General features: G+C 65.2%; 16 protein-coding genes and 1 riboswitch. Of the genes, 11 read left to right on the forward strand and 5 right to left on the reverse strand.

Features of this window, described 5'->3' with window-relative positions:
- Positions 1-270: 270 nt before the first annotated feature.
- Positions 271-909 (reverse strand): class I SAM-dependent methyltransferase, encoded by a 639-nt coding sequence (locus tag Q0894_RS02450; protein ID WP_299231141.1) that lies wholly within the window; start codon positions 907-909, stop codon positions 271-273.
- 43 nt (positions 910-952) lie between these two features.
- Here Q0894_RS02450 and Q0894_RS02455 point away from each other — a divergent pair, with 43 nt between their 5' ends.
- The 4 genes from Q0894_RS02455 to tenA all read left to right on the forward strand — a co-directional run bounded on the left by Q0894_RS02455 (position 953) and on the right by tenA (position 3,678).
- The gene (locus Q0894_RS02455) at positions 953-1,360 is read left to right on the forward strand and encodes a VOC family protein (protein ID WP_132041328.1); all 408 of its coding nucleotides are present in this window, start codon (positions 953-955) and stop codon (positions 1,358-1,360) included.
- 82 nt (positions 1,361-1,442) lie between these two features.
- Complete coding sequence (locus tag Q0894_RS02460; protein ID WP_299231144.1) at positions 1,443-1,835, forward strand: hypothetical protein; 393 nt, start codon at positions 1,443-1,445, stop codon at positions 1,833-1,835.
- A gap of 3 nt (positions 1,836-1,838) precedes the next feature.
- Positions 1,839-2,780 (forward strand): lipid A biosynthesis acyltransferase, encoded by a 942-nt coding sequence (locus Q0894_RS02465; protein ID WP_299231146.1) that lies wholly within the window; start codon positions 1,839-1,841, stop codon positions 2,778-2,780.
- 34 nt (positions 2,781-2,814) lie between these two features.
- Positions 2,815-2,938, forward strand: a riboswitch (TPP riboswitch).
- A gap of 71 nt (positions 2,939-3,009) precedes the next feature.
- Complete coding sequence (gene tenA, locus Q0894_RS02470) at positions 3,010-3,678, forward strand: thiaminase II (protein WP_299231212.1); 669 nt, start codon at positions 3,010-3,012, stop codon at positions 3,676-3,678.
- 127 nt (positions 3,679-3,805) lie between these two features.
- Here the strand turns inward: tenA and Q0894_RS02475 are convergent, their stop codons facing one another.
- Positions 3,806-4,306 carry a porin family protein gene (locus Q0894_RS02475; protein WP_299231148.1) on the reverse strand — a complete coding sequence of 167 codons (501 nt, stop codon included), beginning with the start codon at positions 4,304-4,306 and terminating at the stop codon, positions 3,806-3,808.
- Positions 4,307-4,511: 205 nt separating this feature from the next.
- Here Q0894_RS02475 and Q0894_RS02480 point away from each other — a divergent pair, with 205 nt between their 5' ends.
- Entirely contained in the window at positions 4,512-5,378 is an 867-nt protein-coding gene (locus Q0894_RS02480; RefSeq protein WP_299231150.1) for a diacylglycerol kinase family protein, read from the forward strand.
- 26 nt (positions 5,379-5,404) lie between these two features.
- Here Q0894_RS02480 and Q0894_RS02485 read toward each other — a convergent pair whose 3' ends face one another.
- Positions 5,405-6,313, reverse strand: coding sequence for a DMT family transporter (locus Q0894_RS02485; RefSeq protein WP_299231152.1), 909 nt, complete (start codon positions 6,311-6,313; stop codon positions 5,405-5,407).
- A gap of 150 nt (positions 6,314-6,463) precedes the next feature.
- On the opposite strand from Q0894_RS02485, the gene Q0894_RS02490 reads away from it, so the two are divergent.
- The 3 genes from Q0894_RS02490 to Q0894_RS02500 all read left to right on the forward strand — a co-directional run bounded on the left by Q0894_RS02490 (position 6,464) and on the right by Q0894_RS02500 (position 11,094).
- Positions 6,464-7,648, forward strand: coding sequence for an acetate kinase (locus Q0894_RS02490; protein ID WP_299231154.1), 1,185 nt, complete (start codon positions 6,464-6,466; stop codon positions 7,646-7,648).
- Entirely contained in the window at positions 7,645-9,822 is a 2,178-nt protein-coding gene (gene pta, locus Q0894_RS02495) for a phosphate acetyltransferase (RefSeq protein WP_299231156.1), read from the forward strand. Before Q0894_RS02490 ends, pta begins: the two co-directional genes overlap by 4 nt.
- A gap of 117 nt (positions 9,823-9,939) precedes the next feature.
- Positions 9,940-11,094: an aminotransferase class V-fold PLP-dependent enzyme gene (locus tag Q0894_RS02500; protein ID WP_299231158.1), complete on the forward strand. Its 1,155-nt coding sequence runs from the start codon at positions 9,940-9,942 to the stop codon at positions 11,092-11,094.
- A gap of 121 nt (positions 11,095-11,215) precedes the next feature.
- On the opposite strand, the gene Q0894_RS02505 is transcribed toward Q0894_RS02500, so the two are convergent.
- Both Q0894_RS02505 and Q0894_RS02510 read right to left on the reverse strand, forming a co-directional pair.
- Entirely contained in the window at positions 11,216-11,896 is a 681-nt protein-coding gene (locus tag Q0894_RS02505; RefSeq protein ID WP_132041317.1) for a CBS domain-containing protein, read from the reverse strand.
- 115 nt (positions 11,897-12,011) lie between these two features.
- Positions 12,012-12,770, reverse strand: a complete 759-nt coding sequence (locus tag Q0894_RS02510; RefSeq protein ID WP_366130957.1) for a DeoR/GlpR family DNA-binding transcription regulator — start codon at positions 12,768-12,770, stop codon at positions 12,012-12,014.
- A 118-nt stretch (positions 12,771-12,888) separates the two neighbouring features.
- On the opposite strand from Q0894_RS02510, the gene Q0894_RS02515 reads away from it, so the two are divergent.
- The 3 genes from Q0894_RS02515 (at position 12,889) to deoC (ending at position 15,203) form a co-directional block, all read left to right on the forward strand.
- Complete coding sequence (locus tag Q0894_RS02515; protein WP_299231160.1) at positions 12,889-13,041, forward strand: hypothetical protein; 153 nt, start codon at positions 12,889-12,891, stop codon at positions 13,039-13,041.
- A gap of 29 nt (positions 13,042-13,070) precedes the next feature.
- A complete protein-coding gene (locus Q0894_RS02520) occupies positions 13,071-14,345 on the forward strand; it encodes a NupC/NupG family nucleoside CNT transporter (RefSeq protein WP_299231162.1) in 1,275 nt (424 codons plus the stop codon).
- Positions 14,346-14,411: 66 nt separating this feature from the next.
- The gene (deoC, locus tag Q0894_RS02525) at positions 14,412-15,203 is read left to right on the forward strand and encodes a deoxyribose-phosphate aldolase (protein ID WP_299231164.1); all 792 of its coding nucleotides are present in this window, start codon (positions 14,412-14,414) and stop codon (positions 15,201-15,203) included.
- Position 15,204 lies beyond the last annotated feature (1 nt).

The raw sequence follows: 15,204 nt of genomic DNA on the forward strand, positions 1-15,204 counted from the left end.
GGTGGACAGGCTGCGAAACAGCAGCACAGAGACCGTCCCACCCAGTACGCGAGATGATGTGTCGAAGCAGGCGCCCCAATGGGGGGCGCCTCATGCAAGTCCGATATAACTTCAACGGGAAGCTTACTGCCTGCCTGAGGCAGGACAACGGCGAGTGCCGGTCACGCCTTTGTCACAGGAGGCGTCACCAGCAGTCTCCAGAGCTGGTGAGCCTTCACATGCAGCCGCCTGAGATCATAGAGCGCCTGATGCGAGGTGCGAAGGCGGATATCAGCGACGCTGCAGCAACACCACATCGGCGGCGGGAAACTCGACGTTCAGTTCGAGCTCGTCGGCCAGCCAGCGAAAGGTGGCCTCGCTGAAGAAACTCACATGGGTGGGGTCGAGGATATAGTGCCAGCACGTGAAGGCGGCATGGTCGGTGACCCGCTTGGTCATCAGCCCGAGCCAGCCACCGGGCCGTAACCGGTCCACCAGCCGCGCAAGCTCTTTGCCGGGTGAGAATAGATGCTCGGCCACCTCGGTGGCGGTAATGAAATCGTAGTTTCGCTCGAGCACCGACGGGTCGTGCGCATAGAAGGGGTCATAGATCGCCATGGGATACCCGGCCTCCTCGAACATCACCGATAGCGTCGGTCCGGGGCCGGCACCGAAGTCGAGCCCACGAGCTCCCGGTTCGAGCCTGGCATGCAGGGGCTCGAACAGCCGCCCCAGGAAGCGCCGATAACCGGGGTCATCCGGCGAATTCTGGTGCTGGTCGTATACTGCCCTCTCCTCCTCGGGGGCAAGCCGAAAGGCCGGTGGCACGAAGACCAGCGTGCAGCGCTCACAGCGGTGGTAGTCGCGCCGCGCATCACGGTGATAGAAGGCGGTATCTGCGGATGCGCATAGCGGGCAGGTCGGCATCATCGTATCCTCTGGGGCAACCCCCCTATTCTCCAAGGAGAGACGAATGCTGTCAGGTCTGGACCATCTGGTCATCACCGTGACCGATATTTCCCGTGCGGTCGACTTCTACTCCCGGGTGCTGGGGCTGGAGGTGCGCTACCGCGATCGCGAACGCGTCGACCTGATCCTCGGCGACATGGCGCTGCGCCTGCACTGGACAGCCACCGATATCGAGCCCCGCGCCGGCACCCCCACGCCTGGCAGCCTGGATCTCTGCCTGCGCAGCCTGCTGCCGCTGGACGAGGTGGCCCGACACCTGCAGGCACTCGACGTGGAGATCGAGCTGGGGCCGGTACAGCGTCAGGGCGCCACCGGTCAGATCGAGTCGCTCTACCTGCGCGACCCGGACGGCAACCTGCTGGAGATCAGCCGCCCACTGCGCAGCACTCCAGAAACCGACGACGCGCCCTGATCCCCCGACGGTGGCATTGCGGCCCTCGCCGGGTATCATGTCGACATCAATTTCCATAAAGAACCAGGACGTTAGCCCCGCCATGAGCGACAACCTGCAGCGTGAAAACCCGCACAGCGAGAACATCGTCATCGAGAGTCCCGAGCCGGTCGACACGACGCTCCCCATGGTCATCTATGCCCTCTATCTGGCGAGCATCATCACCGGCGGCCTGACCGCCCTGGTCGGTGTGGTCATTGCCTATGTCTATCGCGGCAAGGGCCCCGAGTGGCTCGAGCGTCACTACCGCTACCAGATCCGCACCTTCTGGATCGGCCTGCTCTACTTCTGCCTGTCTGGCGTACTGATGTTCGTGCTGATCGGCTTTGTCCTCTGGCTGGTGGCCGTGGTGTGGCTGGTGATTCGCTGCGTCAAGGGCTTCAAGGGACTCCAGGAGAAGCGCTCTCCCGACAATGTGGACACCTGGCTGGTGTAACCCATGGCCAAGGCTCCTTCTCGTACAAGCACTCTTGTCAGCACTCTCCAGGCCCGCGCTATCGAGAGACTGTGGCGAACGCTCGCTGGCCGGCGCCTGACCACGCTATGGCGGCTCACGCGCCTGGTCGGCCCGCTGGTGCATCGCTTCAGCCGCCGCGAGCGTGACGTCACCGAGGCGAACTTGGCCCACGTCTATCCTCAGAGCAGCCCCGCCGAACGGCGCCGCCTCGCCCGCGAGAGCCTGATCCACTCCTCCGCGACCATGCTTGAGATCGGCTTCGCCTGGATGGGCAAGCCAGAGTGTATCGAGACGTCTCTGCTGGCCGTTCACGGTCGTGAGCTGCTCGACGAGGCGCGTGCCGAGGGGCGCGGAGTCATCGTGCTGGCCCCTCACTTCGGCAACTGGGAGGTGCTCAACTTCTGGCTCTCCAGCCACTTCCCCTTCACCGCCATGTACGAGCCGCCCAAGCTCGGCGAGCTCGACGCCGTGACCCGGGCCGGCCGTGAGCGCATGGGGGCAAGCCTGGTGCCAACCAACCCGCGTGGCGTGGCGGCTCTGCTCAAGGCACTGAAGCGCAGCGAGGCGATCGGCATCCTTCCTGACCAGGAACCGAGCTGGGGCAGCGGCGTCTTCGCCCCCTTCTTCGATCGGCTGGCCTATACCGCCACCCTCCTCCCCAAGCTCGTCGCCCGCACCGAGGCCCGAGTGGTTACCGGTGTGGCACGCCGTATCCCCGGCCAAGGCTTCGAGATTCACTTCCTGGCGGCAGATGAGCGCGTCTACTCACCCGACGAGGTCGAGTCCGCCACCGGGGTCAATGCCTGCGTCGAAGCCGCCATCGCCCTGGATCCGGCCCAGTATCAGTGGGAGTACAAGCGCTACCGCAAGGTGATCCAGGAGCAGGAGGGGCACCCTCACCATCGCGAGTTTCGAATCTACTGAACTGGCAACCCGCCCCCGTCCTGCTAGACTGGGCATTCGCTTGACGGGGTGCCGGTGGAACCGGCTGAGATCGCCATACGACAGTCACTGTCGCCACGGCGAGGCCCGTTGAACCTGATCCGGTTAGTACCGGCGTAGGAATCAAGCGGTAGCCAGACCACCTTTCTGTCCCTACCCTCCGCCTACGCCCTACCTTACATGCCGGACTTTTATCCTGACTGGAGGCATGATGGGCTATCAATTCAGCGACCTTACGCAGGCCTGCCACGCTGACTGGCGTGCCTATATCGAGCACGACTTCGTGGCTCAGCTCGCCGCCGGCACCTTGCCGGAAGAGGCATTTCGCCACTACCTGAAGCAGGACTACCTGTTTCTGATCCATTTCGGGCGGGCCTATGCGCTGGCGACCTACAAGAGCCGCGACATCACCGAGTTGCGTCATAGCCTGGATGGCCTGAAGACCATCATCGATGTCGAGCTTGGTCTGCATATCGACTACTGCCGCGAATGGGGCATCTCGGAGGCCGATCTGGCCGGTCTGCCGGAAGCCCGGGCGACCATGGCCTATACCCGCTATGTGCTGGATACCGGCAACCGTGGCGATCTGCTCGATATGCATGTGGCCCTGGCCCCCTGCCTGGTCGGCTATGGGGTCATCTCCCAGTGGCAAGCCAAGCAGCCCTTTACCATTCGCGGTGAGGCCAATCCGTTCGAGAAGTGGCTGCAAATGTATGAAAGCGACGCCTTCCAGGCCGCGATGCGCCACGAGATCGCCTGGCTCGACGCCCGCCTGGCCGATGTCACGCCCGAGCGGTTCGAACAGCTGGCCACCATCTTCCGCGACGCCACGCGCCTGGAGATCGACTTCTGGCAGATGGGGCTGGATCAGAGCCTCTGAACGCTACCCAGAGGCTATACCTGTACTTCTCGAGACCTCTCGAGGCGATCTCCCTGCCCCTGAACGCGGCACGCCCCCGCTGCCTGCGCAGCGGGGGCGTACCATACAGCCGTTAGATCAGCGAGTATCAGAAACGGTAGCGAACACCCACGCTGGCCGCATCGAAGGTGTACTGATCCTCGTCGAGGTAGCGCATGTAGTCGGCACCCAGTGCCACATTGGGCGCCACATCGAACTCGGCACCGGCGCCGTAGGAGAAGCCGGACTCGCTATCGATATCTCCATCCACCTCGGTCATGCCGGCCAGGCCATAGAGACGAAACTCCTGGGAAACCGGCAGGATGCCCTTGGCGTAGAGCCCCACCAAGGAGTCCAGCTCGACCGGACCATCGGAGCCGCCACCCCCCAGGTGACCCTCCACGGCGAAGAAGTCGTTGAACTTCAGCCCGCCGTTGACCCGCAGACCGACGCTATCACGGCTGCTAGCCGGGCCATCCGGATTCAGTTCCCAGAACATGGCGTCACCGCCCACATAGCCCTGGGGATAGGGAGGCTGCTGGGCCTGAGCGGCAGTAGCACCGGCGGCAAGCAGCGCGGAAGTCACAGCGGCAATGGTAAGGGTCTTCATAACGCACTCCTCATTAAAGAACAGTGTTTCCTAACACCCTCAAGTGTGGCCCCTCTACGACGAAGTATCAAGGGACAAATGTGCAACGTTGCGCTACACAGATGTCGGCGAGTTGCGACATACCACCCCCCCCATGCCTGGCTATACTCATTTATCACGCAGGCATCACACAGGCAGGGCTTACTCATCGGGAAAGGACACAGGGATGCGTTACTGGTTGATCGCCAACACCCGTGCCGGAAGCGGCTCCCGCGGCGCAGACTTCTGGAAGCCGCGCCTCGAGCAGGCCGGCATCACGCCACACGAAATACGTGACCTGGCCGATGATGACTGGGAGACGGCGCTCGAGGCCGAGGACACCGTGCTGGTCGCCGGCGGCGACGGCTCCGTCAACCGGGCCGCCAGGGTATGCCTGGACCGGGGCGCCACCCTCGGCGTACTGCCATCCGGCACCGCCAATGACTTCTCGCGCAACCTCCACCTTCCGGAAGACCCCGACGCCCTGTGCAGGATGATCGCCAAGGGACGAGTGGAGCGGCTCAATGCCGGCTGGCTCGACGACCAGCTGTTCCTTAATGTGGTGCATATCGGCCTGGGCACCCTGCCAACGACCCAGGCCTCGACACGCCTCAAGCGCTGGCTGGGTCGCTTCAGCTATGCGGCCATGCTGCCCCAGCTGCGCCGCCTGGGCCTGACGCGTGGTTTCAAGGCCACCATCCACACCGATGACGAACGAATCGAGGGGCGCTGGCTATCGCTGGCCATCGCCTCGGGGAGCTTCTTCGGCGGCGGCACTCAAGTCCCCGGTGCCTCGCCCCGGAGTGGGCGACTGACCCTAATTGTCGTGCGCCCTCGCCCCTGGTGGGAGCTGCTGTGGACCTTCCTGATCACCCGCTACAAGGGAGCGACCCCCAGCGATAACGACAGCGTCGAGCAGTACGCCACTACCGCCTGTCGCATCCGGATGGAGCATGAGCATCGAGTCACGGCCGACGGCGAATTTATCGGCAAGTTCGCTGAACTGCAGTCGCACATCGACAAGGATGCCCTGCCGGTGATTACCGGCAAGTGATGGGCGCCTCCTGATTCTGCCTCTTGCTACTGCTTCGAAAGACTTAGTATCACGATGCCTGCCAGCACCATGCCGCCGCCCAGCAGCTGTCCGGACGTCAGCGTCTGGCCAAGTACCAGGTAGCCGAGCACCAGTGCCGCCACCGGTTCCATGTTCATGGCCGGGGCGTTCCGCGCCATGTCCAGGCGCGGCACGCTGATAAACAGAATGGAGAAGGCCACGCCGTAGAACAGTGCCAGCGCGGCCAGGCCCCAGGCTCCCGCAGCGCTTTGGGGAAGGTCCATGCCGCCCGGCACCATGCCGGCGGCGCCTGCCGCCAGCATGGTGACCAGTACCGTGAGCATGGTCAGCAGGCTGCGCAGGGTACTCCCCACGGCGGCCAGACGATGCTCGGTGATCCAGATGGCCACGGCGAACACCAGCGCGGCGGTCAACCCAAGGCCGACGCCAAGCAGCCAGTCGGGCCCCATGGCCGCCGGGTCGGCGAACCAGGTCGGCACGTCCAGCACCACGACCAGGCCGGCGAGAATCACCCCCATGACCAGCGCCGCACGCAGCGTCGGTCGCGGCCCACCCAGCGCCCAGTTGAGCAGCGCCAGCTGGATCGGCGCGGTATTCATCAGCAGCAGCGCCACCACCACCGGAATCCGAGCCACCGCCGAATAGAGCGAGAGACTCTGCACCACGATCAACAGTCCCACCAACAGTTGCCAACCAGCGGTACCCGCCGGCAGGCGCAGCGACTTGCGCTGCAGCATCACCAGGCTACCCAACACCACCACGGCCACACAGGAGCGCACCAGTATCGCCAGCAGCAGTCCGGTACCCTCATCGAAGGCGACCCGGGCGGCGACATGGTTGGTGGCAAACAGCGTGGCCACACTGCACAGCAGCATGATGGCCAGCGGACGAGGCAGTGCGGCGGCTTTCGACATGGGGCTTCCTTGCGTGAGCGGTATTGCGAGCGTAAACGGGATGGCAATCGATGCTTCGAACCGAAGCATGACGCGCATCAAGTGACGGGTACGACTGAAATTGAAGCCCCATGGTAGCCTAACGTCTTGTTCTTTCCACGAGGCTCATCGATGCGTGACCCGATCCTGGTGATCAACTGCGGCTCCTCCTCCATCAAGTATGCTGTAGTCTCCGACGCCCCCAGCCAGCCACGCCAGTCGGGCCTGGCCGAACGCCTGGGCGACGGCGACGCACGCCTCAAGGGCATGGATGCCGACGGCCACGAGTTCTCCCGGCCACTACACGGCGCCGACCATACCGAAGCCATGGCGGCGATTCTCGACGCATTGAGCGGTCCGGCACCGGCCGCGGTGGGTCACCGCATCGTGCATGGTGGCGAGCGGTTCACCGCCGCCACCCGCATCGACCCCGCCGTGCTGCGCGCCATCGAGAGCACCGGCGCCCTGGCACCACTGCACAACCCCGCCAACCTGGTGGGGGTACGCGCCACTCTCGAGCTGTTTCCCGAGTTGCCCCAGGTCGCGGTCTTCGATACGGCCTTTCATCAGAGCCTGCCGCCACGCGCTTACCGCTATGCCCTGCCCCAGCATCTCTACGCCCGCCACGGGATTCGTCGCTACGGCTTCCACGGCAGCAGCCATGCCTATGTCAGCGAGCGCGTCGATCATCTTTCCAGCCGCCCCCATGGCGGCTGGCTGACCGCCCACCTGGGCAACGGCTGCTCGACCTGCGCGGTATGGCAGGGCCGGAGCGTGGATACCAGCATGGGGCTGACGCCGCTGGAGGGCCTGGTGATGGGTACCCGTAGCGGCGATGTCGACCCCGGCCTGCATGCCCACCTGAGCCGACAGCTTGGCTGGTCGCTGGAGCGCATCGACACCCTGCTCAACCGGGAGAGTGGCCTGCTGGGCCTCTCCGGGCTCTCCAACGACATGCGTCGCCTGGAACAGGCCGCCGCCGAGCACCATCGCGGCGCCGAGCTCGCCATCGAGGTGTTCTGCTATCGCATCGCCAAGTCCCTGGCCGCCCTCTCCTGCGCCCTGCCCCGGCTCGACGGCATCGTCTTCACCGGCGGCATCGGCGAGAACGCCAGTGCGGTACGCGCTCGAGTGGTGGAGGCCCTGCCCCACTTCGGGCTGCGCCTCTCGGCAGCCGCCAACGCCGCCACCGTGGGCGGCCAGGAGGGGCGCATCGATGCCGATGACAGCGGCCCCGAGCTGTGGGTGATACCCACCGATGAAGAGGGCCAGATCGCCTTCGAGACCCATCAACTCCTCAGCGAGGCCTCCGCATGAGCACCAGCGCGACACGCCCCGAACCCCGCACCCTGCTGCTGGTCCCCACCGGCGCCAATGTCGGCCTGACCTCCGCCTGCCTGGGACTGATACGCGCGCTGGACACCCTGGGTCTCAGGGCCGGTTTCATGCGCCCTTTTCGTCAGGATGACATCAACGGGCCCGGCTCGGATCGCTCCACGGCACTGGCCCGAACCACGCTGGGGCTCACGCCTCCCGAGCCGCTCCCCCAGTCACGCCTGGAGCGGCTGCTACGCGACGACCGCATTGCCGAGCTGATGGAAGAAGCCGTCGCCCGGCACACCCGCGTCGCCTGCGGCGATGAGGATACCTGTCCGGATCTGGTCGTTGTCGAGGGACTGGTCGCCGGCCCCCAAAGCAGCTATGCCGGTCAGCTCAATGCCGAATTGGCTCGCGCTCTGGACGCCCGGGTGATTCTGGTGGCCGATGGCGACCTCGACAATCCGCGCCAGCTGGCGGAGCAGCTCGACATCCATGCCCAGCCCTTCGATGGCACGCGCTCCGCGCGCACCTTGGGGTGCATCCTGATGCGCGTGCGCCCGCTGCCCGACGCTGCCGGCAATCCCTCGTTGGCCGCCCCGGAGCTGGCCACGCACGGCAACGGGGCGCTTGCCGAGACCCTGCGCCAGCACCTGCCGGCACTGGATGGCGAACAGTTCCGGCTGATCGGTGCCGTGCCCTGGCATGATGCCCTCTCCGCCCCACGCATCATCGATGTGGCCCGCGCGCTGGACGCCCGCTTCCTGCATGAAGGCGATGCCGCCACGCGCCGGGTGATGGGCACCAGCCTGTGTGCGCGCAGCGCCTACCGCGCACTGCACGTCTTCAAGCCTGGCCGGCTGGTCGTCTCCCCCGGCGACCGGGACGATATTCTGCTGGCCGCTGCCCTCTCCACCATGAACGGCGTACCTCTGGCCGGCGTGCTGCTCACCCACGGCGAACAGCCCGGCGAGTCGATGGTAGAGATCTGCCGCCCCGCGCTGCGCACCGGCCTGCCGGTGCTGTCGGTCGATTCGGACAGCTTCGAGACCGCCAAGAGCCTCGACCGCATGGCCAACGACATTCCCATCGATGATGCCGAGCGCGCCGAGCAGGTGACCCGCTTCGTCGCCAGCCATCTGGATCTGCACTGGCTCAAGGCCACCCTGAGCCGAGGTTACCCCCGCCGACTCTCCCCCGCCGCCTTCCGCCATCAGCTGGTACAGCTTGCCCAGCAGGCCGAACGGCGTATCGTGCTGCCCGAGGGCAGCGAGCCACGCACCGTGGAGGCGGCGGTAATCTGCCAGCAACGCGGCATCGCGCGGTGCGTGCTGCTCGGCAGACGCGAGGAGATCGAGGAGGTAGCCCGTCAGCGCGGTATCGAACTGCCCGAGGGGCTCGAGATCATCGACCCCGATACCATCCGGTCGCGCTATGTGGCCCCCATGGTGGCGCGGCGTGCCGGCAAGCTGAATGAACTCACCGCCGAGGCCCAGCTGCAGGACAACGTGGTACTCGGCACCATGCTGCTGGCCGAGGACGAGGTCGATGGCCTGGTCTCCGGCGCGGTGCACACCACCGCCAATACCGTGCGCCCCGCCTTCCAGCTGATCAAGACCTCGCCGGACTACCGCCAGGTATCATCCATCTTCTTCATGCTGCTGCCCGAGCAGGTGGTGGTCTACGGCGACTGCGCGGTGAACCCCGACCCAAGCGCCGAGACACTCGCCGAGATCGCCATCCAGAGCGCCCACTCGGCGGCGGCCTTCGGCATCGAGCCACGGGTGGCGATGATCAGCTACTCCACCGGCGAATCCGGCTCCGGTGCCGACGTCGAGAAGGTTCGTCAGGCCACGCGCCTGGCCAGGGAGCGTGCCCCCGAGCTCTGCATCGACGGACCGCTGCAGTACGACGCCGCCGCCATCGAAAGCGTGGGCCGCCAAAAGGCACCCGACTCCCCGGTAGCCGGTCGCGCCACGGTGTTCGTGTTTCCCGACCTCAACACCGGCAACACCACCTACAAGGCGGTGCAGCGCAGCGCCCATGTGGTCAGTGTCGGCCCCATGCTGCAGGGCCTCAACAAGCCGGTGAATGACCTGTCGCGTGGCGCGCTGGTCGACGATATCGTCTACACCATCGCCCTCACCGCCATCCAGGCGAACCAGCCTGGCTAAGAGTGCCATTGCCCTTTAGGAGCCGTTGCCACGGCTGGCCCCGAACGGGCAATGGGAATATGCTTGAGACACCAATTGCCTTCACACTGGAAGGCCAGAACAACCATGGAGAGAGAGATGCCCGGCTTGCTTCCCGATGTCGACCCCGATGGCCTGCTGGAGTACTCGGTGGTCTACACCGACCGCTCGCTGAATCACATGTCGGCGCGCTTCCAGGAGGTGATGCGCGATATCTCCGCGCACCTCAAGAAGGTCTACAACGCCCATAGCTCGGTGATCGTGCCCGGCAGCGGCACCTTCGGCATGGAGGCCGTTGCCCGTCAGTTCACCAAGAATCGGCGTGCCCTGGTTCTGCGCAACGGCTGGTTCAGCTACCGCTGGAGCCAGATTCTCGAGATGGGCCAGATCACCGGCGACGTCAATGTGCGCAAGGCGCGCCGACTGGACGACGACGATGCCACGTCACCGTTCGCTCCGGCGCCGCTCCAGGACGTGATCGACGCCATTCGCGACGCCCAGCCCGATATCGTCTACGCCCCGCATGTCGAGACGGCCTCTGGCATCATGCTGCCGGACGATTACATTCGCCAGGTGGCCGACGCCATCCACGAGGAGGGTGGCCTGTTGGTGCTCGACTGCATCGCCTCCGGCGCCATGTGGGTGGACATGCAGGACCTCGGTGTCGATGTGCTGATCAGCGCCCCGCAGAAAGGCTGGAGCGCCTCGCCCTGCTGCGCAATGGTGATGCTGTCGCGACTGGCTCGCGAGACCATCGAGGAGACCACCAGCACCAGCTTCGCCTGTGATCTGAAGAAGTGGCTCACGATCATGGAGGCTTACGAGAACGGCGGGCATGCCTATCACGCCACCCTGCCCACCGACGGGCTGGTCAAGCTGAGAGACGTCATGCTCGAGATCGATCAGTACGGCCTCGACAAGCTGCGTGACGAGCAGCAGGCACTGGGCAGCGGCGTGCGTGAACTGCTTGCCGACTACGGCTTCAAGAGCGTGGCCGCCCCCGGCTATGAGGCGCCCGGCGTGGTGGTCAGCTACACCGATGACCCCGGCATGGTGGGACGCTTCGCCGAGGAGGGCCTACAGATCGCCGGAGGCGTACCGCTGATGTGCGACGAGGGTGAGAATTTCCAGACCTTCCGCATCGGCCTGTTCGGGATGGAGAAGCTACACCACCATCAGCGCGCCATCGACAACCTGCGCCAGGCCTTGGAGAAGATCGCGAAGGCGAATCAGCCCACGCCCGACGAGGCGTAGCCTCGGCTCTCGAAGGTTCGAGAGTTCAAGAGCTCGAGCCGGTGTATAGAAGAAGCGGGCGGCCCTGGGGCCGCCCGCTTCGTGTTTGACGTTGGCGTCGACAAAGTCACACCGCATCGACTCAAGCGCCGCCAAAGCCACGGGGCACATAGCCCAGGTTGTTCTTTACCTCCTTGACGCCGGCAGCATTCTCGGCCGCGACCTGAACCGCCATGCGCTCCTTGTCGTTCTCCACCAGGCCCCACAGCTCCACCTGCCCCTGGCTGACGATCACGTTGATGCGATCCACCAGCACGCCGGTGTTCTGATCGATCTCCTTGCGAATAGCCTCACGAATCTCGCGATCATCGGCGCTGGTCGCGGCAGTCTCCGGACCGACCACGGCGAATCCCTGGAGCAGGTTGGCACGGCTGACGATACCCACCAGCTTGCCATTGCTGACGACCGGCACCCGCTTGATGTGATGCTTTTCCAGCAGCCGCGAGATCTGCGCAAGCGGCATATCCTCGCCGATGGTCAGCGGGTCGGGAGTCATGATCTCGTGAGCACGGCGACCATGAGACTTGACGTACTCGCCGGGGTCATTGACCGCAAACAGTCGCAACCACCACGACTTGCGCTTGTCATCTTCGACCCGCCGGATCAGATCGCCCTCACTGACGATACCCAGCACCTCATCGCTGTCGCTCACCACCGGCACGGCACTGATGCCGTGCTCGAGCAGCAGGCTGGCGATCTCTCGCACCTCGCTGTCACGGCCTACGGTGATGACGTTACGGGTCATGATATCGGCGGCTTGCATCGACGTTCTCCAACGGGTTCAGGGGCTTGTAGAATCAACCATAGCAACGTGCCGGGCCTTTTGCCTTGATCTTGAGCAGGATCCCTTAACGCCTCTTCTCACGCCGAAGGTGACGTTACTCCTCCCGAGGCTCCACCAGAGGCGACGTTTCGGGTTCGGCGTCGCTGATCAGCAGGTCGATGTCGTCTAGAGCCCCGAAGCGGGCCGGGCGGATCACCCCCAGCTTGGTGGCATCGACCACCAGGATGCGCTCACCGGCCGCAGCGATGGCGGCACGCTTGGGGGCTACCTCATGAAAGTGGAAACAGCTCAGACCATGGCGCGGATGTACCCCCGCCGCCGAGAGAAAGGCCCGGTTGATGCCCAGGCGACCAACGGCCGCATCCACCCCAACGCTCTCGAAGGATTGCGAGGCCGGGTGATAAAGCCCACCCAGCAACACCAGGCGAAGCCCCGGATAGCGAGCCACGGCGCTGGCCACGTTGAGGGCATAAGTCACCACGGTGAGCTCTCGATACTCGGCAAGCTCAGCCACCAACGGCGCCAGGGTGGTGCCGCAATCGATGAACAGGGTGTCCCCCTCCTCGATCCGTGCGGCCGCTTTACGGCACAGTGCGCGCTTGGCGGCGGCCTGGCGGTCCTGTTGATCGTTGAGATCGTAGACCGGGGCGTAGCGCGGGTCGGCGGCACGCACCAGGTAGCCCCCCATCAGCATCAATTCGCCATCACTCGCGGCCAGGTCACGACGAACGGTCATCTGCGAAACACCACACAGGGTCGCCGCCTCCGCCAGGCGCAGGCTACCCCGCTCCGCCAGCACCTCGGCCAGCCGCGCCACCCGCCGTGCGCTACGTTCATTGATGCGTTGCGCCATGCTTCGAGCCCTCGCGGCAACATGAAAATGTTAGAAAAATAACACTAGCTGTTATACTTTTCACGTGAGCCACGTCCCCCGGGGACAAAACCGCAACACCAACCACCGAGACCCCTTCATGATCCGTCATCACCCCTTCTCGGCCGGGACACCGACCTACGGTTCGATGTCGTCCCCGTCTAGGCCACCCGCCCAGGCCAACGACAAGCTCGGCACGCCGGGGCAGTATCAGAACGCCATGATCTATACCCTCAAGTTCAATCTGCCGTAGACCCGAACTCACGCCTAAAGGGGACACCCATGACCCTCATCATGAGCCTTGTCGGAATGGTGACGCTGATCGCCATCGCCCTGCTCTTCTCCTACGATCGCCGTGCCGTTCGTCTGCGCACAGTAGTCGGCGCCTTCGCCATCCAGCTCGGCATCGGTGCCTTCGTGCTCTACGTGCCCTTCGGCAAGACGGTGCTCAAGACGCTTTCCGACGCCGTCAACCAGGTGCTGTTCTATGCCAACGACGGCATCGGCTTCGTCTTCGGCGGCCTGGCCGATGTCGATAGCATTGGCTTCGTCTTCGCCATCAAGGTGCTGCCGGTCATCATCTTCTTCTCCTCGCTGATCGCCGTGCTCTACTACCTCGGGATCATGCAGTGGATCATCCGCATCCTCGGCGGTGCCCTGCAGAAGGCACTGGGTACCTCGCGCACCGAGTCCCTCTCGGCCACCGCCAACATCTTCGTCGGCCAGACCGAGGCCCCACTGGTAGTGCGTCCCTTCATCGCCCGCATGACGCCCTCGCAGCTGTTCGCGGTCATGTGCGGTGGCCTGGCCTCGGTGGCAGGTTCGGTGCTGGCCGGTTATGCCGCCATGGGGGTGCCCATGGAGTATCTGATCGCCGCTTCCTTCATGGCCGCGCCGGGCGGGCTGCTGTTCGCCAAGCTGATCATGCCCGAAACACGCACCCCCGAAGACAGCATCTCCAAGATCGAGGAGGAGCAGGAGGAGGACGAGGACAGGCCCAGCAACGTGCTCGACGCGGCGGCCTCCGGCGCCTCTTCGGGCCTAAAGCTGGCCGCCAACGTCGGCGCCATGCTGCTGGCCTTTATCGGCCTGATCGCCCTGATCAACGGCATCCTCGGTGGCATCGGCGGCTGGTTCGACTTCGAGGCGCTGAGCCTGGAGTGGATCCTGGGCTGGCTGTTCTCACCTCTCGCCTTCCTGCTCGGCATCCCCTGGGAGGAGGCCACGCTGGCCGGCTCCTTTATCGGCCAGAAGATCGTGGTCAACGAGTTCGTGGCCTACATCAATCTGAGCCCCTATCTCAGCGGCGAACAGGTGGTGGCCGCCACAGGCCAGGTCATGAGCGCCCACACCATGGCGATCCTCTCCTTCGCCCTGTGCGGCTTCGCCAATCTGTCATCGATCGCCATTCTGCTCGGCGGGCTGGGCGGCATCGCCCCGAGTCGCCGCCACGAGATCGCCCGTTTCGGCCTGAAGGCGGTGCTGGCCGGTACACTGTCCAATCTGATGTCAGCCTCCATCGCCGGCTTCTTCATGGCCCTGTCGGCGCTGGGCTGACATCTGCTCTTCATCGCGCCCGGGCCGTCCCGGGCGCCTAAATCTTCACGACCTATGGACGCGACCATGACCCACGATCTCAAGCGCACCGCACGCCAGGCCCTGGCGCTGATGGACCTGACCAGCCTCAACGACGACGACACCGATGCTCGCATCGAGTCGTTGTGCCGCCGCGCCCGCACCACCGCCGGCACCCCCGCGGCGGTCTGCGTCTACCCCGCCTTCGTCACCACTGCCAAGCGTACTCTCAAGGCGCTGGACCTGGCGGACAGGATCCGGGTGGCCACGGTGACCAACTTCCCCCATGGCGGCGACGACATCATGGCCGCCGCCCGCGAGACCCGCGAGGCGGTCGCCGCCGGTGCCGATGAGGTGGATGTGGTGTTTCCCTACCGCGCCCTGCTGGCCGGCGATGAAGAAACCGGCCGCGAGCTGGTCGCCTGCTGCCACCAGGCCGCCGGGGACGCGACCCTCAAGGTGATCCTGGAGACCGGCGAGCTCAAGCAGCCGGCGCTGATTCGTCGCGCCGCCGAGCTGGCCATCGAGGGCGGCGCCGACTTCCTCAAGACCTCCACCGGCAAGGTGGAGATCAACGCCACCCTCGAGGCCGCCGAGATCCTGCTGGAGACCATCAAGGCCAGCGCCCCCTCGCTGCAGCGCAGCGTGGGCTTCAAGGCCGCCGGTGGTGTGCGCAGCGTCGAGGATGCCCAGGCCTACCTGCAGCTGGCCGAGCGGGTGATGGGCGCCAACTGGATCACCCCGGCGCACTTCCGCTTCGGTGCCTCGGGCCTGCTCGACGACCTGCTGCACACGCTGGACCTGGCGGTGGCGCCGGCCAAGGGTCAGGAGCGGTACTGAG

The organism is uncultured Halomonas sp., assembly GCF_947501415.1.
Lineage (GTDB): Bacteria > Pseudomonadota > Gammaproteobacteria > Pseudomonadales > Halomonadaceae > Halomonas.